Here is a 23,278-nt window from a genome sequence, read left to right on the forward strand (position 1 = left end):
GCAATGCCGGGAGCCCGCAGTTTCAGCTTAAGCAGCCGGGGCCGCCAGGCATGCGCTAGGCCAGACGCGTGATTTCGACACTCACGCTGAGGGCGGAGCCTCCGCCGCCGGACAGGATGCCCTTGAGCGGCGGCACGTCACGGTAGTCGCGGCCGCGCGCCACGGTGACATGGAAATCGCCCGCCGGCTTGTGGTTGGTCGGGTCCCAGCTGCGCCATTCGCCGTCCCACCACTCCAGCCACGCATGGGACTGGCCGGCAACCGTCTCACCGATGTCCGCCGTCGAACGCGGGTGCAGGTAACCGGACACGTACCGGGCGGGGATGCCGCAGCTGCGCAGCGCGCCGATGGCAAGATGCGCGAGGTCCTGGCAGACGCCCTGCCGCTGGTTCCAGGCCTGTTCGGCGTTGGTGGTGACGCCGGTGGTGCCCTTCATGTAGGTCATCTCCCCCCGCATCCACTCAAAGACCGCCATGGCGGCTTCGTACGGGTTCTTACCCTCCACAACGCCCGGGATGATGGCGAGCACCTCGTCGCCGGGGCCGGTGAGCTGCGACTGCGGGATCCAATCACTGTGCTGGTTCAGCACCTCGGGTGACGCCAGGTGGTCCCAGCCCACGATGTCCGTTTCCGAGGGGATGCGTTCCACGCGGTGCACTTCGACCGTGGTGGTGGAGAGCACTTCGAGGTGTTCATGCGGCATCTGCATGTCAAAGGCCGTGACCCGGGTGCCCCAGTAGTCGCGGTAGCTGCTCACCGCAGCCTGAGACGGGGAAACCTTCAGAGACGACTCCAGCACCACCTGCTGCGGATCCGTCAGCGGTGTCATGCGGGCCTCGTTGTAGGACAGCGTCACCCGTTTGTTGTACTTGTAGCCGGTCTTGTGGATGATGCTCAGCCGGGTCATGAAACTTCTCCCACCCAGGCCAGTTCGTCCGCCTGATTGAAGTACTTACGGGAAATGGCGTCCGAGGCCTGCGAAACAGCCTTCTGCACGCGCTCCATGTGTTCCGGCAGCTCCGACATGAGGTCGTCGGTGCGGTGGAACTCAAGGAAGGTGCGCGCCTGGCCCACAATCCGGCGGGCGTCGTTAATGAAGCCGACGCGCTGGGCCGTCGGGTCGAGCTTCGCCAGGTAATCGTCCGCGTCGCGCAGGGCGTAGACGATGGAGCGCGGGAAGAGGCGGTCCAGCAGCAGGAACTCGGCCGCGTGCTGGTCTCCGAATGCTGCCCTGCGGGTGCGCAGGAAGGACTCGTACGCACCGGCGCAGCGCAGCATGTTCACCCAGGACATGCCTGCGGAGAGGACGTCCCGCGTAGAGAGCATGCGTGCCGTCATGTCCGCCCGCTCCAGCGAACGGCCCAGGGCAAGGAACAGCCAGCTGTCATCGTGGCTCACGGTGGTGTCCGCGAGGCCGCTGACCATGGCGGTGCGTTCCAGTACCCAGTGGCAGTACCGGTAGGTGCCCACCACGTCCTTGCGGTGCTGATTCAGGCCGTAATAGGTGGTGTTGAGGCTTTCCCACAGGCCCGAGGAGACCGTCTCGCGGGCGCGGCGGGCGTTTTCACGTGCGGCACCCAGTGATCCGGCGATGGACGTGGCGCTGTGCTTGTCGTAGGCGAGGGCGTGCAGCAGCTCCTCGAGGCCGAAGTCCTCGCCCTGGGGACGCGCCCCCATGACTGCGAGCAGCTCCCGGGCGACGCTGCGGCGCTCCTCCGTGGGCAGGTGGTTCAGCCGCTCCAGGTGGACGTCCAGGATGCGGGCGGTGCCGTCGGCCCGTTCAACGTAGCGGCCGATCCAGAAAAGGGACTCGGCGATTCGGCTAAGCATGTGCGGCTACCTCCTGCGCGAGCCTGGCGGTGGATGAAAGTGGGGTTGGAACGGGTGCGTGCGGCGTCACTGCTGCTGCTCCGACTGGCGGTCCCGCCAGTTGCTTTCGACGGGCCAGACGGACACGCGTTCGCGGACGGTAATGGTCGGCCGCGGCAGCTGTTCCACCGGCACCTGCGGGGAATCTGCCAGCACCCAGGTGTCCTTGGACCCGCCGCCCTGGCTTGAGTTCACGATCAGGGAGCCCTCCTTCAGCGCCACGCGGGTGAGGCCGCCGGGGAGGACCCACACGTCGTCGCCGTCGTTCACGGCGAACGGACGCAGGTCCACGTGGCGCGGGCCGAACTTGTCGCCGCTGAGCGTGGGCACCGTGGACAGCTGCAGGACCGGCTGGGCGATCCAGCCGCGGGGGTCCGCGATGATGCGCTTCCGGAGGGCGTCCAGTTCCTCCCTCGACGCGTCCGGTCCGATTACAAGACCCTTGCCGCCTGAACCGTCCACCGGCTTGACCACGAGTTCATCGAGCCGGTCGAGGACGTGCTCGCGCGCTTCGTCTTCCTCGAGCCGGAACGTGTCCACGTTGGCGATGACGGGCTCTTCGCCCAGGTAGTAGCGGATCAGGTCCGGAACGTAGCTGTAAACCAGTTTGTCGTCGGCCACACCGTTGCCCACGGCGTTGGCGATGGTGACGCCGCCGGCGCGTGCGGCGTTGACCAGGCCCGGGCATCCAAGCATGGAGTCGGAGCGGAACTGCAGCGGGTCAAGGAAGTCGTCGTCGATCCGCTTGTAAATGACATCCACGCGCTGTTCGCCGGCCGTGGTCCGCATGTAGACGCGGTTACCGCGGCAGATGAGGTCACGGCCCTCAACGAGTTCAACGCCCATCAGCCCGGCGAGCAGGGTGTGCTCGAAGTAGGCGCTGTTGAAGACGCCGGGGGTCAGCACCACCACGGTGGGATCGTCGACGCCGGACGGGGCGGTCTTGCGCAGGGCGGAGAGCAGCCGCCGCGGATATTCCTCCACGGGGCGGATGAGCTGGGATCCGAACGCCTCGGGAAGGCCCTTCGCCATGGCACGCCGGTTCTCCAGCACGTAACTGACGCCTGATGGCACCCGGACGTTGTCCTCAAGGACGCGAAACGTGCCCGCGGCGTCACGGACGACGTCGATGCCGGAGATGTGCACGCGGACGCCGCCAGCCGGTTCGAAACCGTGGACGGCACGGTGGAAGTGCGCGCTCGTGGTGACCAGCTGGCGGGGAATGACGCCGTCCGAGACGACAGTCATCTTGTCGTAGACGTCGTTGAGGAACGCCTCGAGCGCCTTGACGCGCTGAGCCACGCCGCGCTCCAGCACAGCCCACTCATCGGCTGGAATCACGCGCGGGACGATGTCCAGCGGGAACGGCCGCTCCTCCCCCGCAAAGTCGAACGTCACCCCGCGGTCCAGGAAGGTCCGTGCCATCGAGTCTGCGCGCGCGCTGACGTCGGCGAGGGACAGCTCACGGAGGGCACCGGCGACTTGCCCGTAGGACGTGCGGGCCGTCTGCCCCGGGGCAAACATCTCGTCGTAGGCACCCGTGCGGCCGGCGGCCGTCGAGTAATCCTGGAATAGGTCAGACATGGTCATTAGCCAACCACCTTTTTGTTGCAAATTCATTTCCGTACCGCGCTCTGGCGTGTTGACTGGGCCGTCCGGTTGGTCTTTTCCCTCACCTGTCCGGCAAGGTTGGGACGTGCCAGACTTCCGATTCCCGATGCCGCCGCAGCCGCGGCCGCCCAGGGTGGCGCATCAGAACCTTACCCGGAATCTTCCGGGTCTGCTGACAGCAGTGGTTGCGTTGGCTCTGGCGTTCCTTATCCATGCTGCCGTTCCGGCCCTTCCGGTGATGACCTTGGCCGTGGTGCTGGGCCTGCTGGCGGCCAATCTGCCGGTCACCGCGGTGTGGGCTGCAGGCCGGGCAAGGCCCGGCCTGGACTTCGCGGGCAAGCACCTGATGCGCGGCGGCATTGTGCTCCTCGGTCTGAAGGTGGGCATCGGGGACGTGCTCGGCCTCGGCTGGGCCTCGCTGCTGCTGATTGCAGCGGTGGTGCTGGCCAGCTTCGCGGGAACCTACGGAATCTCCCGTCTCTTCCGGCTGACGCGGGAGGCCTCGCTGCTGATCGCCACGGGTTTCTCCATCTGCGGCGCCTCGGCCATCGGGGCGATGGCGGCAGTGCGGCGCATCAAGCACCCGGATACCGTCCTGCCGGTGGCTCTCGTGACACTCTGCGGGACCCTCGCCATTGGAGTCCTCCCGCTGCTGATCCATCCGCTGCGGCTGAGCCCCGAGGTCTTCGGCGCGTGGACCGGCGCCTCGGTGCACGATGTGGGCCAGGTGGTGGCCGCTGCCCAGACCGCGGGTCCAGCGGCGCTGGCGATCGCCGTCGTCGTCAAACTGACGCGGGTCATCCTGCTGGCGCCCATGGTGGCGGCCGCCGGTGTACAGCAGCGGATCGCGTCCCTGCGGCGGGCACGCCGCGCAGGGAATCCCTCCGCCGGTGAAAGCCACGGCCCTGCGGGCGATGGTTCCGGAACGAGGCTGCCGGCGGAGGCGCTGCCGCCCGTGGTGCCGCTGTTCGTCGTCGGATTCGTGGCGATGGTGGCGCTGCGCTCCACCGGGTGGATTCCCCACGCCGGGCTTGAAGCGGCCGCGGGACTGCAGGACATCCTCCTCGGGGCGGCGCTGTTCGGCCTCGGGACTGCGGTGCGCATCCAGACCCTGCTGCACACGGGGCTGCGGGCGGTCACCGCGGCACTGGCGGCGTGGCTGCTGATTGCCGTGCTGGGCCTGGCCGCGGCACTCCTGATGCTGCAGTGAGCGGCATGCTGCAATAGCCGGCGTGATTCAATGACTGGGTGTCGAATGCGAACCTCCAGCGCTCTGTAGCGGCAGCCAGGTCTGCCCTGATCACCACCCACACGTACGACGTCCTCCTCGACGTCCGCAGCGCCGCGGAGCAGCAAACCGCCGGGTACGCCAGCCGGAGCACCATCACCTTCTCGGCACGCCAGGCGGGAGCATCGACGTTCCTGGACTTCATCGGCGACGTGGAGAGCGTGGTCCTCAACGGCGTGGCGCTGCCGGTCGCGGATGTTGTGGACGGTGCCCGGATCCGCCTGGACAACCTGCAGGCGGAGAACACCGTCACGGTGGCCGGCAGCGCCCTCTACAGCAGGTCCGGCGAGGGCATGCACCGCTTCTTCGATCCGGCGGACGGCCAGTGCTACCTCTACACCCAGTACGAGCCCGCCGACGCCCGCCGCGTTTTCGCCAACTTCGAACAGCCCGACCTCAAGGCCGCCTTCACTTTCTCCGTCATCGCACCCTCCGGGTGGCACGTCGCCTCCAACCGCGCCGAGGCGGTGCGCACCCCGGTCGAGGGCGACCCCGCCGCCAGCCAGTGGGACTTTCTGCCCACACTCCCGATGTCCACCTACATCACCACAGTGCTGGCGGGCCCATATTTCAGGGCGGAGGAGCACTGGAGCGCAACGCTCGACGACGGCACCCGGCTTGAGGTGCCGCTGGCCCTTTACTGCCGGGCCTCCATGGCGGCCTCCTTCGACACCGGTGAGCTGTTTAAGCTCACGAAGCAGGGGCTGGAGTTCTTCAACAGCCTCTTCGACTACCCGTACCCGTGGGGAAAGTACGACCAGGCGTTCGTGCCCGAGTACAACCTGGGGGCGATGGAGAACCCCGGCCTGGCCACGTTCACTGAGAACTACGTCTTCACATCCCGTGCCACTGATTCCCAGTACCAAGGCCGCGCCAACACCCTGATGCACGAGATGGCCCACATGTGGTTCGGTGACCTCGTCACGATGCAGTGGTGGGACGATCTGTGGCTTAAAGAGTCGTTCGCGGACTACATGGGGACCTTGGGAGTGGACCGGGCAACCGGATGGGACACGGCCTGGGTCAACTTCGCCAACAACCGGAAGGCCTGGGCCTACGTCCAGGACCAGCTGCCCACCACCCACCCGATCGTCGCAGACATTCCGGACCTTGAAGCGGCCAAGCAGAACTTTGACGGTATCACCTATGCGAAGGGCGCCTCCGTCCTCAAGCAGCTCGTGGCATATGTCGGCTTCGAAGCGTTTATCGCCGGTTCCCGGGAGTACTTCCGGGAACACGCGTACGGCAACACCACGCTGGCCGATCTCCTGGCTGCGCTCAGCCGGGCGTCAGGCCGGGACCTTGCAGTTTGGGCCCGGCAGTGGCTCCAGACGTCCGGCATCTCCACGCTAAGCGCCGAGCTGGAAACCGAAGCAACGCCGGGCGGCCCGGCGCTCGCGAGAGTCACGCTGCTGCAGGACGCGCTGGACCCGGCCACCGGACGGCAGGAGCTGCGTCCGCACCGGCTGCGCCTCGGGCTCTACAACTTCGACGCCGGCGGCAATCTGGTGCGAACAGACTCGGTCGAGTCCGACCTGGCCGGCGCCGCCGGGGAGATTCCTGCCCTCGCCGGCAAACCGGCGCCTGCCCTGCTGCTCGTGAATGACGAGGACCTGAGCTACGCCAAGGTACGGCTGGACCCCGTCTCCGAGGCAACCGTCCGGTCCTCGCTGGACAGGATCAGTGATCCGATGGCCCGGGCCCTGTGCTGGTCGGCGCTGTGGAACTCGGCCCGCGACGGACTGTTCCCAGCCTCCCTGTACCTGCAGGCCGTACAGCAGTTCGCGCCTGCCGAGACGGGCATCGGCGTCCTGCTGAATGTCCTCGGCAACGCTTCGACAGCACTGGAACACTTCGCAGCGTCCGGTGAACGCCCTGGCCTCCGGGAAGCGTTCACCACGGCCGCCGCCGCTGAACTTCGGCGGGCCTCCCCCGGTTCGGACCAGCAGCTAGCCTGGGCGCGGACGCTGGCCACGCTCAGCCGCAAGGACGGCAGCCAGCTGCCCCTGCTGCGCGGCCTGCTGGACGGCACTGAAACTGTGCCTGGCCTCGCGGTCGACGCAGAACTCCGGTGGAGCCTCTGGCACGCCCTCGCCGCCCACGGCCGCGCCGGCGAGGACGAGCTCGACGCCGAGCTGTCCAAGGACCTGACAGCCTCCGGACGCGCGGGGCACGTCACCGGGCTCGCCGCCCGGCCAGACGCGGCCGTCAAGGCTGCTGCGTGGAATGCAGCAGTGCACGACACCGAACTGTCCAACCAGCTGCTCAGCGCCACGATTGCCGGCTTCAACACCAGCCCGCCGGAGCTGCTGGACCCCTTCGTCGAGCCGTACTTCGACTGCCTGGAACCGGTCTGGGCCGGGCGCAGCATCGAGATAGCCGGCCGGATCCTCCGCGGGCTCTATCCCGCCTCTCAGGACCTCCTCCCAGGCACGGGCTCCCCCGATGAACACCCGGTGATTGTGCGGACGGATTCCTGGCTCGGTGAGCACCGGGACGCGCCACCGGCGCTGCGCCGCATCATCATCGAACAGCGGAGCCACCTGCACCGTGCGCTCAGGGCCCAGGCAGTGTCACCGCGTTACTAGGGCACGCGTTACTAGGGCACGCGTTCTAGGGCGCACGTTTTTAAGGCACCCGGTGCAGCCATTCGTCCGTGCCGAACTTGGCGCGGACCCGCTCCCGGGCAGTCTCCAGCTCCTGCGGCGTGATCTCCGAGGGCGCAGCGCCGTACCGTCCGGCGAAAACCTCCATCATGGCGGCCACAATCTCGGCGCGGGAGAGCCCGGTCTGGCGCCGCAGCGGGTCTACGCGCTTCTTGGCGCTGGTGGCGCCCTTGTCCGAAAGCTTCTCCTTGCCGATCCGCAGCACCTCCACCATCTTGTCGGCGTCGATGTCGTAGCTCATGGTGACGTGGTGCAGCATGCCGCCGTTGGCCAGCCGCTTCTGCGCGGCTCCGCCGATCTTGCCCTGCTCCGTGGCGATGTCGTTGAGCGGCACGTAGAAGGCGTTGATGCCGAGCTGCTTCAGGGCGGCCATGACCCAGGCATCCAGGAACGCGTACGAGTCGACAAAGCTGATGCCGTCCACGAGCGTCTGGGGCAGGTACAGCGAGTAGGTGATGCAGTTGCCGGCCTCCATGAACATCGCTCCCCCGCCGCTGATCCGGCGCACCACGGTGATGCCGTGCCTGGCCACCCCTGCCGGGTCGACCTCGTTGCGGTAGGACTGGAAGCTGCCGATCACCACCGACGGTTCTTCCCAGTCCCAGAAACGCACCGTGGGATTGCGGCGGCCGGCGCCGACTTCCTCGGTCAGGACCTCGTCCAGCGCCACGTTCAGGTGGGTGGGCAGCACGGTGGGGGCGATGACGTTCCAGTGATGGTCGGACCAGGAGGTGGCCTTGGACAGCGCCCTGCGGACGGCCACGGCAACGGCTTCCGCAGAGAATCCGAACAACACTGCGTCCTCCCGCAGGGAAGCCCTAACAGCGGCCGCGATTTCCTCCGCCGTCGAGCTTTCCGGGAGTCCTTCCAGGGCCGCGTTGATGTCCAGCAGGGCCTCGTCGGGTTCGAGGAAGAAGTCGCCGCTGAGGGAGACGCCGGCGAAGGCGCCATTGACGACGTCGAGGTCCACCACGACGAGCTTCCCGCCCGGCACTTTGTACTCCCCGTGAAGGCGCGGGGCGGCATCGTCGGCGGCAGGGAAGGGCGAGGCAGTCATGTTTTCCATCCTGCCCCACAAACGCGGAAAGCCCGCACCGTTTCCGGTGCGGGCTTTCGAAAGAACCTTGGGGCGAAGTATATTACTTCTTGCCGCCGAAGCCCTTGAAGCGAGCGTTGAAGCGCTCGACGCGGCCTGCGGAGTCCATGATGCGCTGCTTGCCCGTGTAGAACGGGTGGGACTCGGAGGAGATTTCGACGTCGATGACCGGGTAGGTGTTGCCGTCTTCCCACTCGATGGTCTTCGAGGAAGACACGGTGGACTTGGTCAGGAACTTCGTGCCGGAGGCCAGGTCGTTGAAGACAACAGCTTCGTACTTCGGGTGGATATCAGACTTCATAATGGGACCTTTGTTCGCAGCGCTGGATTTTGCCAGCCGCCAGGTATGAATGGGATGGCCGGTGTCTGCTGTTTCAGCAAGCTGAAAACTCTCGCAAGCTGAAAACGCAGGGCAGCCAGCTATCAATAATAGCGGATCTGCAGGCCAGTGACGAACACGCCGGCTGGCGGCTTTTAGCGCGTCTTCCTGCGCGGGCGCAGTTCCCAAAAAGCCACGGCTGAGGCCGCGGCGACATTCAGTGAGTCCACGCCGCTGCGCATCGGGATCTTCACGGCGAGGTCGACGGCGGCCAGTGTCGCCGGGCTCATTCCGGCGCCTTCCGTTCCCAGCACCAGCGCGAGCCGGTCGGGGTTGCGGGCAGCGAGGTCGTCAACGTCCAGGGCGTCCGGCGTGAGCTCCATGGCCGCCACCGTGAACCCCTCATCCTTGAGCGCTTCGATGCCCTCCGGCCAGCTGTCCAGCCGCGCCCACGGCACCTGGAACACCGTGCCCATGCTCACCCGCACGCTGCGCCGGTAGAGGGGATCGCCGCAGCGTGGCGAGATGAAGACGGCGTCCACGTCCAGCGCCGCCGCGGAACGGAAAATGGCGCCGACGTTCGTGTGGTCCACGATGTCTTCAAGCACCGCCACGCGCCGGGCGCCGGCCAGGAGGTCGTGCACCGGCACGGGCGCAGGGCGGTGCATGGCGGCCATGGCCCCGCGGTGGAGGTGGAATCCGGTGATTTCCTCGAGCAGAGCCGAGCTGCCGACGTAGGCGGGCACGTCGGGATACTCCTCAAAGATGTCGGCGAGATCGTCGACCCACTTTTCCGCGAGGAAAAACGAACGGGGGCGGTGGCCGGCGGCGAGTGCGCGCCGGAGGACCCGGGAGGATTCTGCAATGTACATGCCCTCGGCAGGCTCGCGGATCTTGCGCAGGTGAACGTCCGTCAGCTGCGTGTAGTCCGAAACCCGCGGGTCCTGGGCGGATTCGAGATAGTGGAAAGTCACCGGGCAGCCATTTCAGTAATCATTGGAGCAGATTCGCGATCAGGAAACCCAGCGCGACCAGCCCGAGCGCAAAGATGACGCCCCGCAGGACCGGCGGCGAAAGCCTGCGGCCCACACTCGACCCGACGAGGCCGCCTATGAGGGAGCTGACCGCGATGATGGCCACCACGATCCAGTTGATCCGGTCGAAGGCGAAGAGTACGTAAGAGGTTGCCGCGATCAGGTTGACCCCGAGCACCAGGATGTTCTTCATGGCGTTGGCGTTCTGTATGGTGCCGGTCATGAAGACACCGAGGATGCCGACCAGCAGAATCCCCTGGGCGGCAACAAAGTAACCACCGTACACACCGGCCAGGTACACGAGCACTATCAGGAGAACGCCGTGGTGCTTGTCCCGGAGGGCATGTTCGGGGTTCTCCTCCCTGTTGCGGACCCAGCGCTGCAGCCGTGGCTGGAAGACCACCATCAGCAGAGCCAGCACGATCAGCACCGGGGCCGCGTAGTGGAACACTTCCTCCGGCAGGTGCAGCAGCAGCCAGGCACCCGTGATTCCACCCAGGAGGGATGCGGGGAGCAGCTTCAGCAGCTGGCGCCCCCGGCCCTTGAGCTCGCGGCGGTAGCCCCATGCGCCTGCAGCACCGCCGGCGACGAGGCCCATAGCGTTGCTCATGGAGGCGGTCACCGGCGCCAGCCCCAGGGCGATCAGCACGGGGAAGGTGACAAGTGTGCCGGAACCGACAACGCTGTTAATGGTGCCGGCCCAAAGGCCGGCGAAGAACACAAGGATGCCGCTGAGTAACTCCACGGTGGTGCGCCGGCCGCGCCGTCAGCGGCTGGCAGTGGCGGTGTACCGCCCGGCGTTGACGCTGACATCCAGCGGCAGGCCAAAGGTCTCGCTCAGGTTCCCGGACGTGAGGACCTCGGCGACGGGCCCGGCGGCGACCACACCGCCGTCGCGCATCAGCATGGCGTGCGTGAAGCCCGGCGGGACTTCCTCGAGGTGGTGCGTGACAAGCACGATGGCGGGGGCCGCCTCGTCCATGGCTAACTGGCTAAGGCGGTGCACCAGGTCCTCGCGTCCGCCGAGGTCCAGGCCGGCAGCCGGCTCGTCCAGCAGCAGCAGTTCCGGGTCAGTCATCAGGGCGCGGGCGATCTGCACGCGCTTGCGTTCACCCTCGGAGAGCGTGGCGAACTTGCGGTTCAGGAGCGGGCCCATGCCCCAGTCGTTCAGGAGGGCGAAGGCGCGGCGTTCGTCGTCCCTCTCGTAGCCCTCGCGCCATCGGCCGGTCACGCCATAGGCCGCGGTGACCACGACGTTGAGCACGTTCTCATGTTCCGGGATCTGGGTGGCCAGGGCGGCCGAGGACAGGCCGATCCTGGGCCGCAGTTCGAAGACGTCGACCTTCCCCAGGCTTTCGTCGAGGATGCCGGCCATGCCGCTGGTGGGGTGAAGCCGGGCGGCCGCGATCTGCAGCAGAGTGGTCTTGCCCGCGCCGTTGGGTCCGAGGATCACCCAGCGTTCGCCTTCCTTGACCTGCCAGTCCACCCTGCTCAGGAGCGTTTTGGCTCCTCGGACAACGCTGACGGCGGCCATTTCAAGAACATCACTCATAGGAGTAGACACTAGGACAAAACCCAGCGTGACTGATAACCGGATACGCCCGCGCGGCCCCTGCGCGCGCGTGGGTGGCGCGTGAGGTGAAATCAATTCGGGCCGGACCCCCCGCGCTGGCTAAGATTGCAGCCATGACTTCGAACGTGACTGCGGTCAGCTACGGCGTGCACCTGCCCTCCTCCGAAGCGGAAATCCTCCGCTCCCTGCTGGTTGGTTCCGGGACGACCTTCGAAGCGGATTCCCGCAGCAGCAACGGCCGCTATGACGTCTGTACCGTCGACTTTGCAGTGCCGTCCGGTTCAGCCGCAGAAATTGCCGGCCTGCGCCACCTGATTGCCGCGGCAAAGGAGAACGGTGCCCGGGACGGGCTGGATACCGCCGTTGTGCCCGCAGAGCTGCGCCAGGCGGGCCGCAAGCTCCTCATCATGGACGTCGATTCGACCCTCATTCAACAGGAAGTCATCGAACTCCTCGCCGCCTACGCCGGCAAGCGCGACGAAGTCGCCGCCGTCACCGAAGCCGCCATGCGCGGCGAACTGGACTTCGCACAGAGCCTCCATGCGCGGGTGGCGGTGCTCGCCGGACTTCCGGCCGCCGTCGTCGATTCCGTCCGGGCAGAAGTGAAGCTCAGTGAGGGCGCTGCGGAACTCGTCGCGGCGTTCAAGGCTGCAGGGCATGTTGTGGCCGTGGTGTCCGGCGGCTTCAACCAGATCCTGCGCCCCATCGCCGAGGACCTCGGCCTGGATTACTGGATCGCCAATGAACTCGAAATTGTGGATGGCGCACTCACCGGCAAAGTGCTTGGCGACGTGATCGACCGCGCCGCCAAGGAGAAGTACCTGCGAGAATGGTCGGCCGCGGAGGGCATTGCCCTGGAGCACACCATTGCCGTGGGTGACGGGGCCAATGACCTCGACATGCTCGGAGCAGCTGGCATCGGCGTGGCGTTCAACGCGAAACCCGCCGTCCGCGCCGTGGCGGACGCGGCGATCAACATGCCGTACCTTGACGCTGTCCGGCACATCGCGGGCGTCTGAGCTGCCTCCGACCTCGCGCGTCCGACCTGCCTCCAGTCCTGTAGTCGGCAGGGTCCGAGTCAGCCGGATGGCGGCGTGTACTGGCTTGCGGTGAATACTGCTCCCCCGGGATCCCGGACCAGCACCGTGCGCGTCCAGGCCGTATCCTCCTGCCTTAGGACGCTGGCGCCCAGGCGTTCTGCGTCTGCGGCCGTGCGATCCCGGTCCGCGACAGTAAATGTCACATGCCACCGCGGCCGCTCCCTGCTGCCCGCGGGGACAAGCCACGCCACGGCGTCCTCGAAACCGCGGGGAACGGCGTCGCCGGACTGACGAACCCTGATGTCGGGGTCGACAGTGGCCTCCAGGTGGTCGCCATAACCGGGGCGGCGGATCATCGTCCCGAAGTCGAGGGTGTCGAACTGCCATTCGAATGCTTTGGTGTAGAAAGCGACGGCTGCCTTCAGGTCTGTTGTGTGGAGGTCGCTGAAGTTCCAGCCCCCGGGCACGTTGACTGCCTGTGCCCCCAGTCGTCCGCCGGCTTGCCAGATGCTGAATTCGGCGCCCTGCGGGTCGGCCAGCACTGCCTGCACGCCTCCTGCGCCTGTGTCAGCGGGAGCTGATTTCAATGTGGCGCCAGCCGAGAGCAGGTGGCGTGCGGCAGAATCCGCATCCTCAACGGAAACGTAGGTGTTCCATGCCGGGACGCCGTGTTCCAGGCCGGCGATCGCCCCGGCTTCCTGACCGTCAAGGTTGGCTATGACGTACCTGCCGGCCGCACCGGGTTTGGCGGCTTCCTCGAACTCCCATCCGAAGAGCCGCCCGTAGAACGCCATGGCGGCCTCCACGTCCGGCTGCTGGGTGTCGACCCAGCACGGGACGCCGGCTGGATAGCTGCGCCGGCCAACCTTTCGCTGCTGTTCCATGCTTACGACGGTAGGCGGCCCGGTACAGTCGGGCAATGCCTTCGGGGCAACGACCCGAGGCCCCGGGCAGGCGTGCTGCCCGGAGCTCCACGAATCGCTACCCGGCGTTCTTGCCGAAGTAGTCGGCGCCGCCAGCGTACTCAGTATGCCCGGATTCGACGTCGGCAGTCACCATGCCCGCCACAACTGCAGCGAACTCCTCGACGGAGTACAGCTTGCCTGCCTCGGCGCGGCGGGCTTCGATGGCGCCCGGGTTCGAGCGGTCCAGCAGCGTTGCCGTGACGGTGCCTTCAATCATGTCCCCGGAGACGACCACCAGCGTGATCCCCTTCTCCGTGAGGCTCGGCAGGAGCTCGCGCAGTGCATCCTCGCCGGCGCGCTTGCTGCGGGCAACCGGCTCGTATTCGGGCATGGTGGGGACGCTGTTGATGAAGTGCGCCTGGTGGCTGGTCACGAACACGACGCGTGAGCCCTCCTGCATGAGGGGCACGGCGGCGTTCAGCATGTTGATCTGCGCGTCGCGGTTGAGCTTCAGGGCGTAGCCCTCTTCCATGCCGGACTCCATGCCGCCCGAGGCGTTGAGGACCAGGACGTCGAGCGAGCCGAAGTTCTCCATGGCTGCACTGGCCAGCGCGTGGACACCCTCATTTGTGGTGAGGTCAGCGCCCACAGCCGCAGCGCGGCCGCCAGCGGCCTCGATGCCGGCGACCACCTTGCTGGCGCGCGGCGCCTTCTGGCGGTAGTTAACAACGACGGCGGCGCCCTCGCCGGCGAGGATCTTGGCCACTTCGGCGCCGATTCCGCGTGAGGATCCGGTCACGATGGCGGTCTTGTTGTCCAGCAGTCCCATACGAGCTCCCTTTTGTTCGAAACGTCTAAATCTCTGTAGGTCTGCAGTCCATCATGCCAGCGCGGACTTCCAATCCGCTTGTTCGACGTCCACAAAGAAGGCCCGGCTGGCTAGTGACGTAGCCGCCGCGCGACGGTCGCGAGCAGCAGGCGGCTGCTAGTGGCCCATGCCGAGGCCGCCGTCGACCGGAATGACAGCGCCGCTGATGTACGCGGCCTCATCGCTGGAGACCCAGCGGACGACGTTGGCCACCTCGGAAGCCTCCGCGAACCGGCCTGCCGGAATGCTGGCGAGGTAGTCCTTCTGCGTTGCTTCGGGCAGCTCTGCGGTCATGTCGGTGTTGATGAACCCAGGGGCCACGACGTTCGCGGTGATGCCCCGTGAGCCGAGTTCGCGCGTCAGGGAGCGGGCGATGCCGACCAGGCCGGCCTTGGATGCGGAGTAGTTGATCTGGCCCGGGGCGCCGTAGAGGCCGGAAACGGAGGAGATCAGAACCACGCGGCCCTTGCGCAGACGGATCATGCCCTTGGAGGCCCGCTTGATGACGCGGAAGGCGCCGGTGAGGTTGGTGTCGATCACGGAGGTGAAGTCGTCCTCGCTCATGCGCAGCAGCAGCGTGTCCTTGGTGATCCCGGCGTTGGCCACGAGCACCTCAACCGGGCCGTGGGCTGCCTCGACCTCGGCGAAGGCGGCGTCCACAGACGCCTCATCGGTGACGTCGGCCTTGACGCCGAGGATGCCCTCGGGCAGCTTCGCTTCGCTGCGGTAGGTCACAGCCACCTTGTCCCCGTTGGCCAGGAAGGCCTCGGCGATGGCGAGGCCGATGCCCCGGTTTCCGCCGGTGATGAGGACGCTGCGGGCCTGGGTGGCTGCTTCAGACATGGGTACTCCGGATTCTGCGGAGCATGGCTCCGCCCTGGTGCTGGATTTTGGACTGCCTCCGATCTTAGCGCCCGTTTGGGTGCCTCCCTCCGATGGTGAGAGAATTGAGTGACCCATTGGAGCGTGATTAGACAGCAGTGACACCCCAAAACCAGCCCGGACAGCCGATGCCCGAGAAGCCTGGCACCGCATCCGGTCATCCGGAGGTGCACAGCATCACCGACGCTGCGGCAGCGCATTCCGATGACATGCGGGAGCGCATGATCAAGTATGCGGTGGCCATGGGCATCCGCATGGTCTGCCTGATCCTGATCTTCGTGGTGGACGGCTGGTTCAAGCTCATCCCGGTGGCAGGGGCCGTCTTTCTGCCGTGGATCGCCGTGGTGATCGCCAACGGCTCGGACAAGGCCGAGGCGCACAGCGATGCGCTCCTGGACTACGCGCCGTACGCCGAACTCGAATCAGCGGAGGGGCTGCAGCCGGACGAGTCCGGGGAGGATTCGCCCTCTGTGTTGCAGGGCGAGCTGATCGATGATGAAGAAGACGACGACGGCCTGGGACGGAAAGCTTCATGAACATTTTCAACCTCGGCGGGGATGCCGGCGCGGCCGCCAGCCCGGCGTCCGCAACCACCTGCTCCCGCAAGGCCTGCCGGGCTGACGCATCCTGGCAGCTGCTGTGGAACAATCCGAAAATCCACACCCCGGACCGCCGGAAGGTGTGGCTGGCGTGCGGCGAGCACAGGGAGTGGCTGGAAGATTATCTCCAGACCCGCGGTCTGTGGAAGGAAACCCTTCGGGTTGACGGGACGCCACCCTCTGAAGGGGAGCCGGCCTCCGAAGGGGCGCCATCCTCTAACGGAGGGCCGTCCTTTAACAGTGCACCGACATCTGGCGGGAACGGCTGAATGTACCGCTTCCTGTTCTCCAGCAAGTGGCTGGGCTACTTCCTGCTGGCCGTGATTTTCGCGACGGGCTGCGTCTTTTTGGGCCGCTGGCAGATGGACCGTCGCGCAGAAGCCCTGGCCGAGATCCAGCGCGTCACGTCCAACTACTCCGCCACCCCCATCAGTTTCACTGAGGCAAAGGACCAGTTCTTGAGGCTGGACCCGGCCCGGGAGTGGACACAGGTTGAACTGCGCGGCAGCTACGACACCGCCGGACAGCGAATTGTCCGCAACCGTCCCCTCAACGGCCAGCCCGGCTACGAGGTGGTGGTGCCGTTCAGACTGGTCTCCGGCGAAACGGTCGTCATTGACCGCGGCTGGCTGCCGATCGGCAACAACAATCCGGGCCGCCCGGACTCCATTCCGGCGCCGCCTTCCGGCGAGGTCACTGCAGTGGTGCGCCTGAAGCATGGCGAACCTGCCCTGGACCGGGGAGCCCCCGAAGGCCAGCTCGCCTCCATCGACCTGGCGGCCTATTCGGGCGAGCTCGGCTATCCGCTGCTGACCGGAGCCTACGGGCAACTTGCCTCCGAGACGCCGCCCGCCTCGGAGATGCCGCGGCCGTTCCCCATGCCCTCCCTTGAGGAAGGCACCCACCTGTCCTATTCGCTGCAGTGGTTCGCCTTCGGCGTCCTGATGTTCGTGGGCTTCGGGTACGCCGCCCGGCAGCAGGCCCGGAACGCAGCAATCGACGCCGCAGATACGGGCGTTGCAGGCCCCGCCGCTGCAGGCACCGAGGCAGCCGCCGCCGGTGACACCGGGCACGCCGCCGCCGCGGGAGACCGCCGTCGTACTGCCCAGCGTGCATCTATTCGTTCGACTGCACCCCGCAAGCGTAAGCGCCCCACGGCGGAAGAAGAGGAAGACGCCATCCTGGATGCACAGGGTTACTGACGACGGGTGGCCGGAGGGCGCCCCCGGCCCCGTGGCGAACGTGAGGCGCGCCCTCACCGCAGCAGGCCTCCGGGACACTGTCACGGTGCTCCCGGGCAAGGTGCCGACGGCGGCAGCCGCTGCCGCAGCGCTGAAGTGCGACGTGGCGGCCATCACCAACAGTCTGATCTTCGAACTCGAGGGCGCCCCGTTGCTCATCCTTGCCAGCGGCGCGGCGAGAGTCGACACCCGATACGTCGCATCGCAGCTGGGCTCTGGCCGCATCCGACGCGCCGATCCCGATTTCGTGCTGGCGCACACGGGGCAGGAGGTGGGCGGAGTGGCACCCGTCGGCCATCCGAAGAAGATCCGGACGCTCCTGGACGCCTCACTGGAGGAATACGACACGCTGTGGGCCGGAGCGGGCGACCACCATTCCATGTTCTCCATCAGCTACGGCGAGCTGCTCCGGGTCACCGCGGCCCAGGTTTTGCAGGTCCGGTGGTGATCTGATGCCGATCATCGTTGACATCGACGTGATGCTGGCCAAGCGCAAGATGCCCGTGGGCACGCTCGCAGAACGTGTCGGAATCACGCCGGCCAACGTGGCGGTGCTGAAGAACGGCCGCGCCAAGGCGGTCCGCTTCACCACCCTCGCCGCACTGTGCGAGGTGCTCAAGTGCCAGCCTGGAGACCTGCTCCGCTGGGTGGCCGAGGATTCGGTGGACCTGGCGGAAGGCGCAGCCCTTCCGCCAGGCCCCGGTGAAATAGCGCCCGGTCAGGCTGCCTCCGGTCAGGTGCCGACGTAGGCGGCGAGGTGCTTGCCCGTCAGGGTGGACCGGGCGGCGACAAGGTCTGCAGGTGTGCCCTCGAAGACCAGCCTGCCGCCGTCGTGGCCCGCCCCGGGGCCGAGGTCGATAATCCAGTCGGCGTGCGCCATGACCGCCTGGTGGTGCTCGATCACGATGACCGATTTGCCTGACTCCACAAGGCGGTCGAGCAGGCCCAGCAGGTTCTGGACGTCGGCAAGGTGGAGGCCGGTGGTTGGTTCGTCGAGAACATAGACGTCCCCTTTTTCGGCCATCTGGGTGGCGAGCTTAACTCGCTGCCGCTCGCCGCCGGACAGCGTGGTGAGCGGCTGGCCAAGGGTGAGGTAGCCGAGCCCGACATCCACGAGCCGGTCGAGGATCTTGTGTGCCGCCGGCGTGCGTGCCTCCCCGTCCCCGAAAAACCCCTCCGCCTCGGTCATCGACATGGCCAGCACCTCGGCGATGTTGCGGCCGCCCAGCTTGTACTCCAGGACTGACGCCTGGAACCTCTTGCCCTCGCAGTCCTCGCAGGTGGACTCCACGGTGGCCATAACACCCAGTTCGGTAAAGATCACGCCCGCGCCGTTACAGGTGGGGCATGCGCCTTCTGAGTTGGAGCTGAACAGTGCCGGCTTAACCCCGTTGGCCTTCGCGAACGCCTTGCGGATGGGTTCCAGCAGGCCCGTGTAGGTCGCCGGGTTGCTGCGCCGCGACCCCTTGATGGCACCCTGATCGATAACCACAACACCGTCGCGGCCGGCCACCGAGCCCTGGATCAGTGAGCTCTTGCCCGAACCCGCCACGCCCGTGAAAACACAAAGCACGCCCAGCGGCACGTCGACGTCGACGTCCTTAAGGTTGTGCGTCGAGGCGCCCCGCACCTTGAGCATGCCGGACGGCGTGCGCACGGATTCCTTGACCGTGGCCCGGTCGTCGAGGTGGCGGCCGGTGATGGTGTCGGTCCCGCGCAGCCCCTCGACGCTTCCCTCGAAGCAGACTCTGCCGCCCTCGGTGCCCGCGCCTGGACCGAGATCAACGACGTGGTCGGCGATGGCGATGGTCTCCGGCTTGTGTTCGACGACGAGCACAGTGTTGCCCTTGTCGCGCAGCTGCAGCAACAGCTGGTTCATCCGCTCGATGTCATGCGGGTGCAGGCCAATCGTCGGCTCGTCAAAGACGTATGTGACGTCTGTAAGGGATGAACCGAGGTGCCGGATCATCTTGGTGCGCTGGGCCTCTCCTCCGGACAGGGTGCCCGCCGGCCGGTCCAGCGAGAGGTAACCCAGCCCGATTTCGGTGAACGAGTCGAGCAGGTGCTGCAGGCCTTTGAGGAGCGGCGCGACCGAAGGCTCCTTGAGCTCCCGGACCCACGCGGCCAGGTCGCTGATCTGCATCTCGCACAGGTCGGCAATGTTCTTGCCCTGGATCTTCGAGGACCTGGCCTCCGGGCTGAGCCGGGTGCCTTCGCACTCGGGGCAGGCCTGGAATGTGATGGCGCGTTCAACGAAGGCGCGGATGTGTGGCTGCATCGCGTCGACGTCCTTCGAGAGCATCGATTTCTGGATCTTCGGGATAATGCCCTCGTAGGTGAGGTTGATGCCCTCGACCTTGATCTTGGTCGGCTCCTTGTAGAGAAGGTCTTGCATTTCCTTCTTGGTGAACTTCGCGATCGGCTTGTCCATGTTGAAGCCGGCGCCGCTGAAGATGCGGCCGTACCAGCCGTCCATGCTGTAGCCGGGCACCGTCAGGGCACCTTCACCGAGCGATTTGCTCTCGTCGAACAACGCGGTGAGGTCGAAGTCGGATACTGAGCCCATACCCTCGCAGCGCGGGCACATGCCGCCCAGGTACACGGCGTTCTGCACCACGCTCTTTTCGACCCTGCCGCTCTTCTCGGTGCTCATCACCCCGCTGGCCTTACGCGTAGGCACGTTAAAGGAGAACGCCGTGGGCGGGCCGACGTGCGGCTGGCCCAGCCTGCTGAAGAGGATGCGCAGCATGGCATTGGCGTCCGTGGCTGTGCCGACGGTGGAACGGGGGTTGGCGCCCATCCGCTCCTGGTCGACGATGATGGCCGTCGTCAGGCCCTCCAGGACGTCGACCTCCGGACGCGACAATGTCGGCATGAAGCCCTGCACGAAGGCGCTGTAGGTCTCGTTGATCATGCGCTGCGACTCTGCGGCGATGGTCCCGAACACCAGCGAGCTTTTGCCCGATCCGGAAACGCCGGTGAATACTGTCAGCCGGCGCTTGGGAATCTCGACGCTGACGTCCTTGAGATTGTTCTCGCGCGCGCCGTGCACCCTGATGAGGTCGTGGCTGTCCGCAATGTGCAGGGCAGAAGAGGGGCTCTCCATCCTGGTGGCCATGCTTGTATCCACGCTGTCACTGGTCCTGAAGCAGACCGAGAACGTTCCCGTCCGGGTCGGTGACGGTGGCCACCAGACGCCCGCCGCCGACGTCGCGCGGCTGTTCCTTGATGGTGGCTCCCGCGGCCGTCACCTCGGCCAGCTTTGCCTCAATGTCCGCCACGTGCCAGTAGGCCACTGGCGATGTCATGCCTTGGGGGCCGCCACCGGGTACCAGCCCGATGTGCTGCCCTGCTGCCTCGAAGCCGACGTAATAGGAGTCGTCGGTCTGGGGCGGGACACCAAGCAGCGCTGTGTACACCGCCTTTGCCGCTGCCAGATCGGATACCGGATGCAGCACCGTCTTGATTCCCTGCGTGGATGAGTCGGCCATGGTCGCTCCTGACGTGGTGGGTCTGTCCATCGCAGTCATCCTAACCGCGAGGCAGGGGCCTGCAGGAGCCCCTGCGGACGGCAAACCCATTGCTGTCCGGATTTCAGGCTGCCATTCTTGGTGCATCTCCACTCCGCACGGCGTACGAAGGACGGGACCATGCCGCTTAGGCCAGCGTGATCAGGTCCAGGTAGTCCTCATTCCAGAGGTCCTCGACGCCATCGGGCAGCAGCACCACGCGCTCGGGGTTGAGTGCCTCTACTGCGCCCTCGTCGTGGCTGACCAGGACGACGGCGCCGGTGTAGTTACGCAGTGCGCCCAGGATTTCTGCGCGGCTGGCCGGGTCAAGGTTGTTGGTGGGCTCATCCAGGAGCAGGACGTTGGCGCTGGAGGCCACAATCGTGGCCAGGGCCAGGCGCGTCTTCTCACCACCGGAGAGCACTCCGGCGGGCTTGTCGACGTCATCCCCGGAGAACAGAAACGAGCCCAGGATGCCGCGGACTTCGGCGTCCTTCATGTCCGGCGCGGAAGAGCGCATGTTTTCCAGGACGGTGCGGTCGTGGTCAAGGGTTTCGTGTTCCTGGGCGTAGTAGCCCACCTTGAGACCGTGGCCGGGAACGATGTCGCCGGTATCGGGCCGGTCCACACCCGCGAGCATCCGCAGCAGGGTGGTCTTGCCGGCACCGTTGAGTCCCAGGATGACCACCTTGGATCCCCGGTCGATGGCCAGGTCCACGTCCGTGAAGATTTCCAGCGAGCCGTAGGACTTGCTGAGCCCTTCCGCCGTGAGAGGGGTCTTGCCGCAGGGTGACGGGTCCGGGAAGCGCAGGGCGGCCACGCGGTCCTGCTCGCGGACGGCTTCGAGGCCGCTGAGCAGCCGCTCAGCACGCTTGGCCATGTTCTGCGCCGCAACGGCCTTGGTGGCCTTGGCCCGCATCTTGTTGGCCTGGTCCATCAGCACCTGGGCCTTCTTCTCGGCGTTGGCGCGCTCGCGCTTGCGGGCGCGCTCGTCGGTTTCGCGCTGCTGCAGGTAGCGCTTCCAGCCCATGTTGTAGAAGTCGATCTGGGCGCGGTTCGCATCCAGGTGGTAGACCTTGTTGACGGTGGCTTCCAGCAGCTCGACGTCGTGGCTGATCACGATCAGCCCGCCCTGGTGGTTCTTCAGGAAGTCACGGAGCCAGGAGATGGAATCAGCGTCCAGGTGGTTCGTGGGCTCATCCAGCAGCATGGTTTCCGCGCTCGAGTACAGAATGCGGGCCAGCTCCACGCGGCGCCGCTGTCCGCCGGACAGCGTCTTGAGGGGCTGGTTGAGAATGCGTTCCGGCAGGGCCAGGTTGGACGAGATGGCAGCTGCTTCGGCTTCCGCCGCATAGCCGCCCCCGGACAGGAACTCGGCCTCGAGCCGGTCATACCTGCCCATGGCCTTGCGCTGGACCACGGGGTCATCACTGGCCATGTCCGTCTGCGCCTGCTTCAGCTTTCCGACCACCACATCCAGGCCGCGCGCCGACAGAATCCGGTCACGGGCCAGCTGCTCCATGTCCGGCGTCCGCGGATCCTGCGGCAGGTACCCGATCTCGCCGCTGCGGGTCACCTTGCCTGCGGCAGGCAGGCCTTCCCCGGCGAGGACGCGGGTGAGCGTGGTCTTGCCCGCGCCGTTCCGCCCGACGAGGCCTACCTTGTCACCCTTGTCGATCCGGAAGCTCACCTGGTCCATGAGCAGCCGGGCGCCGGCGCGCAGTTCAAGGTCCTGGACGGTAATCAAAGCAGGTATGGCCTTTCACAACAGGGAACGCAGCGGCACGGGGATAACAAGCGGCGTTTGAAGGATGTGCCGGGGTTGATGAGAGTGCCGAGCGGTACGGCCGGGAGAACGGCCTGTACAAGTCTACCGGCCAGAGGCCCACTCCCCCTACCTGGACGGTGTGGTCCCTGCATGCACCGGCGCACCAGTCCGGGTCCGCTGTTTGTTTGCGGTATTTGTTCGCCGCCTTCAGCCCCGGCCCCGGCGCCTTGTAGAACAGCTACAAAATCTACCTCCTCCAGGGTCAGTATCGTCAACCTCAGCAGATAATTGTTTGTATCTCCCCGACAGGACAACCCATGACTCAGACCCATCCCGCAACTGAGCGCCCGGCAAAGCGCTCCCGCTGGAATGCCACAGACCTCGGCCTCATCGCCGTTTTTGCCGCGCTCGTAGCCGGCTCCGCCCTCGTTGCCGCGATTCCCGTCGGCGGGCTCGGCGTTCCCATCACGCTGCAGACCCTCGCCGTCATGCTGACCGGCCTTGCGCTCGGACCCGGGCGGGCCTTCGCCGCCGTCGGGCTCTACACCCTGCTGGGACTTGCCGGACTCCCGATCTTCAGCGGCGGACGCAGCGGCCTGGGAATCCTGGCCGGCCCCTCCGCCGGCTACATCATCGCCTTCCCGCTTGCTGCTGCAGCGGTCGGCTGGCTTGCGGCCCTCATCATCCGGCGCACGCTGAAGTACCGCGGTGTCCTCCTTTTCGCTGCCGCCATGGTGACGAGCATCGTGGTGATCCACGGACTCGGCGTGCTGGGCATGATGCTCAATGCGAAGCTGGACTGGTCCAAGGCCTTCCTAGCCGACCTCGCTTTCTACCCCGGAGACATCATCAAGAACGTCCTTGCCGTCACGGTGGCACTGGCCCTGCACAAGGCCTTCCCGGATCTGCTGGTCCGCCGCGTCCGCCCGCTGGGTGCGGCTCCTTCCGGACTGCAGAGCTCCATGCAGAAGACGTCCGAGCAGCCTTCCCCAGACCAGCAGTGACAGCAA

The 23,278-nt window shown here is 66.4% G+C and carries 23 protein-coding genes; 9 read left to right on the top strand and 14 right to left on the bottom strand.

Translation table 11 applies throughout. The features are described 5' to 3' along the window. Window positions 1-55 precede the first annotated feature (55 nt). The 3 genes from ACIP9X_RS17750 to ACIP9X_RS17760 form a co-directional block, all read right to left on the bottom strand. On the bottom strand, window positions 56-907 hold the full coding sequence (locus tag ACIP9X_RS17750; RefSeq protein ID WP_400481075.1) for a transglutaminase N-terminal domain-containing protein: 852 nt from the start codon (window positions 905-907) through the stop codon (window positions 56-58). After that, window positions 904-1,830, bottom strand: a complete 927-nt coding sequence (locus ACIP9X_RS17755; protein ID WP_400481076.1) for an alpha-E domain-containing protein — start codon at window positions 1,828-1,830, stop codon at window positions 904-906. The genes ACIP9X_RS17750 and ACIP9X_RS17755 overlap by 4 nt, the downstream gene beginning before the upstream one ends. Before the next feature lie 66 nt (window positions 1,831-1,896). After that, window positions 1,897-3,453 (bottom strand): circularly permuted type 2 ATP-grasp protein, encoded by a 1,557-nt coding sequence (locus ACIP9X_RS17760; RefSeq protein WP_400481077.1) that lies wholly within the window; start codon window positions 3,451-3,453, stop codon window positions 1,897-1,899. 133 nt (window positions 3,454-3,586) lie between these two features. Between ACIP9X_RS17760 and ACIP9X_RS17765 the strand changes: the two genes are divergently transcribed. After that, entirely contained in the window at window positions 3,587-4,690 is a 1,104-nt protein-coding gene (locus ACIP9X_RS17765) for a YeiH family protein (RefSeq protein WP_400481111.1), read from the top strand. 38 nt (window positions 4,691-4,728) lie between these two features. After that, complete coding sequence (gene pepN, locus ACIP9X_RS17770) at window positions 4,729-7,356, top strand: aminopeptidase N (protein WP_400481078.1); 2,628 nt, start codon at window positions 4,729-4,731, stop codon at window positions 7,354-7,356. A gap of 40 nt (window positions 7,357-7,396) precedes the next feature. Here pepN and ACIP9X_RS17775 read toward each other — a convergent pair whose 3' ends face one another. The 5 genes from ACIP9X_RS17775 to ACIP9X_RS17795 all read right to left on the bottom strand — a co-directional run bounded on the left by ACIP9X_RS17775 (window position 7,397) and on the right by ACIP9X_RS17795 (window position 11,435). Beyond that, window positions 7,397-8,491: a biotin/lipoate A/B protein ligase family protein gene (locus tag ACIP9X_RS17775; RefSeq protein WP_400481079.1), complete on the bottom strand. Its 1,095-nt coding sequence runs from the start codon at window positions 8,489-8,491 to the stop codon at window positions 7,397-7,399. Between the two features lie 82 nt (window positions 8,492-8,573). Next, window positions 8,574-8,831, bottom strand: a complete 258-nt coding sequence (locus tag ACIP9X_RS17780) for a type B 50S ribosomal protein L31 (protein ID WP_066275740.1) — start codon at window positions 8,829-8,831, stop codon at window positions 8,574-8,576. 173 nt (window positions 8,832-9,004) lie between these two features. Continuing rightward, window positions 9,005-9,823, bottom strand: a complete 819-nt coding sequence (locus tag ACIP9X_RS17785) for a TrmH family RNA methyltransferase (RefSeq protein WP_400481080.1) — start codon at window positions 9,821-9,823, stop codon at window positions 9,005-9,007. A 19-nt stretch (window positions 9,824-9,842) separates the two neighbouring features. Next, window positions 9,843-10,628, bottom strand: a complete 786-nt coding sequence (locus ACIP9X_RS17790) for a sulfite exporter TauE/SafE family protein (protein ID WP_400481081.1) — start codon at window positions 10,626-10,628, stop codon at window positions 9,843-9,845. A gap of 21 nt (window positions 10,629-10,649) precedes the next feature. Further along, on the bottom strand, window positions 10,650-11,435 hold the full coding sequence (locus ACIP9X_RS17795; protein ID WP_400481082.1) for an ABC transporter ATP-binding protein: 786 nt from the start codon (window positions 11,433-11,435) through the stop codon (window positions 10,650-10,652). A 134-nt stretch (window positions 11,436-11,569) separates the two neighbouring features. Here ACIP9X_RS17795 and serB point away from each other — a divergent pair, with 134 nt between their 5' ends. Beyond that, window positions 11,570-12,475 carry a phosphoserine phosphatase SerB gene (serB, locus tag ACIP9X_RS17800; protein WP_400481083.1) on the top strand — a complete coding sequence of 302 codons (906 nt, stop codon included), beginning with the start codon at window positions 11,570-11,572 and terminating at the stop codon, window positions 12,473-12,475. Window positions 12,476-12,534: 59 nt separating this feature from the next. Here serB and ACIP9X_RS17805 read toward each other — a convergent pair whose 3' ends face one another. The 3 genes from ACIP9X_RS17805 to ACIP9X_RS17815 all read right to left on the bottom strand — a co-directional run bounded on the left by ACIP9X_RS17805 (window position 12,535) and on the right by ACIP9X_RS17815 (window position 15,112). Beyond that, a complete protein-coding gene (locus tag ACIP9X_RS17805; protein ID WP_400481084.1) occupies window positions 12,535-13,380 on the bottom strand; it encodes a VOC family protein in 846 nt (281 codons plus the stop codon). A gap of 97 nt (window positions 13,381-13,477) precedes the next feature. Beyond that, window positions 13,478-14,230: an SDR family oxidoreductase gene (locus ACIP9X_RS17810; protein ID WP_400481085.1), complete on the bottom strand. Its 753-nt coding sequence runs from the start codon at window positions 14,228-14,230 to the stop codon at window positions 13,478-13,480. Between the two features lie 156 nt (window positions 14,231-14,386). Next, window positions 14,387-15,112 carry a beta-ketoacyl-ACP reductase gene (locus ACIP9X_RS17815; protein WP_400481086.1) on the bottom strand — a complete coding sequence of 242 codons (726 nt, stop codon included), beginning with the start codon at window positions 15,110-15,112 and terminating at the stop codon, window positions 14,387-14,389. A gap of 137 nt (window positions 15,113-15,249) precedes the next feature. Between ACIP9X_RS17815 and ACIP9X_RS17820 the strand changes: the two genes are divergently transcribed. Genes ACIP9X_RS17820 through ACIP9X_RS17840 form a run of 5 tightly spaced genes read left to right on the top strand, consistent with a single transcriptional unit; the run spans window position 15,250 to window position 17,740 of the window. Beyond that, on the top strand, window positions 15,250-15,687 hold the full coding sequence (locus ACIP9X_RS17820) for a DUF3099 domain-containing protein (protein ID WP_400481087.1): 438 nt from the start codon (window positions 15,250-15,252) through the stop codon (window positions 15,685-15,687). Then, window positions 15,684-16,019 (top strand): hypothetical protein, encoded by a 336-nt coding sequence (locus ACIP9X_RS17825; protein ID WP_400481088.1) that lies wholly within the window; start codon window positions 15,684-15,686, stop codon window positions 16,017-16,019. Before ACIP9X_RS17820 ends, ACIP9X_RS17825 begins: the two co-directional genes overlap by 4 nt. Next, window positions 16,020-16,952: an SURF1 family protein gene (locus tag ACIP9X_RS17830; RefSeq protein WP_400481089.1), complete on the top strand. Its 933-nt coding sequence runs from the start codon at window positions 16,020-16,022 to the stop codon at window positions 16,950-16,952. After that, complete coding sequence (locus ACIP9X_RS17835; protein ID WP_400481090.1) at window positions 16,936-17,439, top strand: YbaK/EbsC family protein; 504 nt, start codon at window positions 16,936-16,938, stop codon at window positions 17,437-17,439. The genes ACIP9X_RS17830 and ACIP9X_RS17835 overlap by 17 nt, the downstream gene beginning before the upstream one ends. A 4-nt stretch (window positions 17,440-17,443) precedes the next feature. Continuing rightward, complete coding sequence (locus tag ACIP9X_RS17840) at window positions 17,444-17,740, top strand: helix-turn-helix domain-containing protein (RefSeq protein ID WP_400481091.1); 297 nt, start codon at window positions 17,444-17,446, stop codon at window positions 17,738-17,740. Here ACIP9X_RS17840 and ACIP9X_RS17845 read toward each other — a convergent pair. From ACIP9X_RS17845 to ACIP9X_RS17855, 3 genes are all read right to left on the bottom strand, one after another. Next, window positions 17,725-20,109 carry an ATP-binding cassette domain-containing protein gene (locus tag ACIP9X_RS17845; protein WP_400481092.1) on the bottom strand — a complete coding sequence of 795 codons (2,385 nt, stop codon included), beginning with the start codon at window positions 20,107-20,109 and terminating at the stop codon, window positions 17,725-17,727. The two genes, ACIP9X_RS17840 and ACIP9X_RS17845, sit on opposite strands and share 16 nt — an antisense overlap. A 16-nt stretch (window positions 20,110-20,125) precedes the next feature. After that, a complete protein-coding gene (locus ACIP9X_RS17850; protein ID WP_400481093.1) occupies window positions 20,126-20,482 on the bottom strand; it encodes a VOC family protein in 357 nt (118 codons plus the stop codon). 166 nt (window positions 20,483-20,648) lie between these two features. Continuing rightward, complete coding sequence (locus ACIP9X_RS17855; protein WP_400481094.1) at window positions 20,649-22,247, bottom strand: ABC-F family ATP-binding cassette domain-containing protein; 1,599 nt, start codon at window positions 22,245-22,247, stop codon at window positions 20,649-20,651. A 338-nt stretch (window positions 22,248-22,585) separates the two neighbouring features. Here ACIP9X_RS17855 and ACIP9X_RS17860 point away from each other — a divergent pair, with 338 nt between their 5' ends. Continuing rightward, complete coding sequence (locus ACIP9X_RS17860) at window positions 22,586-23,272, top strand: biotin transporter BioY (protein WP_400481095.1); 687 nt, start codon at window positions 22,586-22,588, stop codon at window positions 23,270-23,272. Window positions 23,273-23,278 lie beyond the last annotated feature (6 nt).

The organism is Arthrobacter sp. NPDC093125 (assembly GCF_044754225.1).
Taxonomy (GTDB): domain Bacteria; phylum Actinomycetota; class Actinomycetes; order Actinomycetales; family Micrococcaceae; genus Arthrobacter.

Bases quoted from the DNA above. Each gene is read 5' to 3' on its own strand.
- ACIP9X_RS17750 (WP_400481075.1), bottom strand. From the start codon at position 907: ATGACCCGGCTGAGCATCATCCACAAGACCGGCTACAAGTACAACAAA.
- ACIP9X_RS17755 (WP_400481076.1), bottom strand. From the start codon at position 1,830: ATGCTTAGCCGAATCGCCGAGTCCCTTTTCTGGATCGGCCGCTACGTT.
- ACIP9X_RS17760 (WP_400481077.1), bottom strand. From the start codon at position 3,453: ATGTCTGACCTATTCCAGGATTACTCGACGGCCGCCGGCCGCACGGGT.
- ACIP9X_RS17765 (WP_400481111.1), top strand. From the start codon at position 3,587: ATGCCGCCGCAGCCGCGGCCGCCCAGGGTGGCGCATCAGAACCTTACC.
- ACIP9X_RS17775 (WP_400481079.1), bottom strand. From the start codon at position 8,491: ATGACTGCCTCGCCCTTCCCTGCCGCCGACGATGCCGCCCCGCGCCTT.
- ACIP9X_RS17780 (WP_066275740.1), bottom strand. From the start codon at position 8,831: ATGAAGTCTGATATCCACCCGAAGTACGAAGCTGTTGTCTTCAACGAC.
- ACIP9X_RS17795 (WP_400481082.1), bottom strand. From the start codon at position 11,435: ATGAGTGATGTTCTTGAAATGGCCGCCGTCAGCGTTGTCCGAGGAGCC.
- serB (WP_400481083.1), top strand. From the start codon at position 11,570: ATGACTTCGAACGTGACTGCGGTCAGCTACGGCGTGCACCTGCCCTCC.
- ACIP9X_RS17805 (WP_400481084.1), bottom strand. From the start codon at position 13,380: ATGGAACAGCAGCGAAAGGTTGGCCGGCGCAGCTATCCAGCCGGCGTC.
- ACIP9X_RS17810 (WP_400481085.1), bottom strand. From the start codon at position 14,230: ATGGGACTGCTGGACAACAAGACCGCCATCGTGACCGGATCCTCACGC.
- ACIP9X_RS17815 (WP_400481086.1), bottom strand. From the start codon at position 15,112: ATGTCTGAAGCAGCCACCCAGGCCCGCAGCGTCCTCATCACCGGCGGA.
- ACIP9X_RS17825 (WP_400481088.1), top strand. From the start codon at position 15,684: ATGAACATTTTCAACCTCGGCGGGGATGCCGGCGCGGCCGCCAGCCCG.
- ACIP9X_RS17830 (WP_400481089.1), top strand. From the start codon at position 16,020: ATGTACCGCTTCCTGTTCTCCAGCAAGTGGCTGGGCTACTTCCTGCTG.
- ACIP9X_RS17835 (WP_400481090.1), top strand. From the start codon at position 16,936: ATGCACAGGGTTACTGACGACGGGTGGCCGGAGGGCGCCCCCGGCCCC.
- ACIP9X_RS17840 (WP_400481091.1), top strand. From the start codon at position 17,444: ATGCCGATCATCGTTGACATCGACGTGATGCTGGCCAAGCGCAAGATG.
- ACIP9X_RS17845 (WP_400481092.1), bottom strand. From the start codon at position 20,109: ATGGCCACCAGGATGGAGAGCCCCTCTTCTGCCCTGCACATTGCGGAC.
- ACIP9X_RS17850 (WP_400481093.1), bottom strand. From the start codon at position 20,482: ATGGCCGACTCATCCACGCAGGGAATCAAGACGGTGCTGCATCCGGTA.
- ACIP9X_RS17860 (WP_400481095.1), top strand. From the start codon at position 22,586: ATGACTCAGACCCATCCCGCAACTGAGCGCCCGGCAAAGCGCTCCCGC.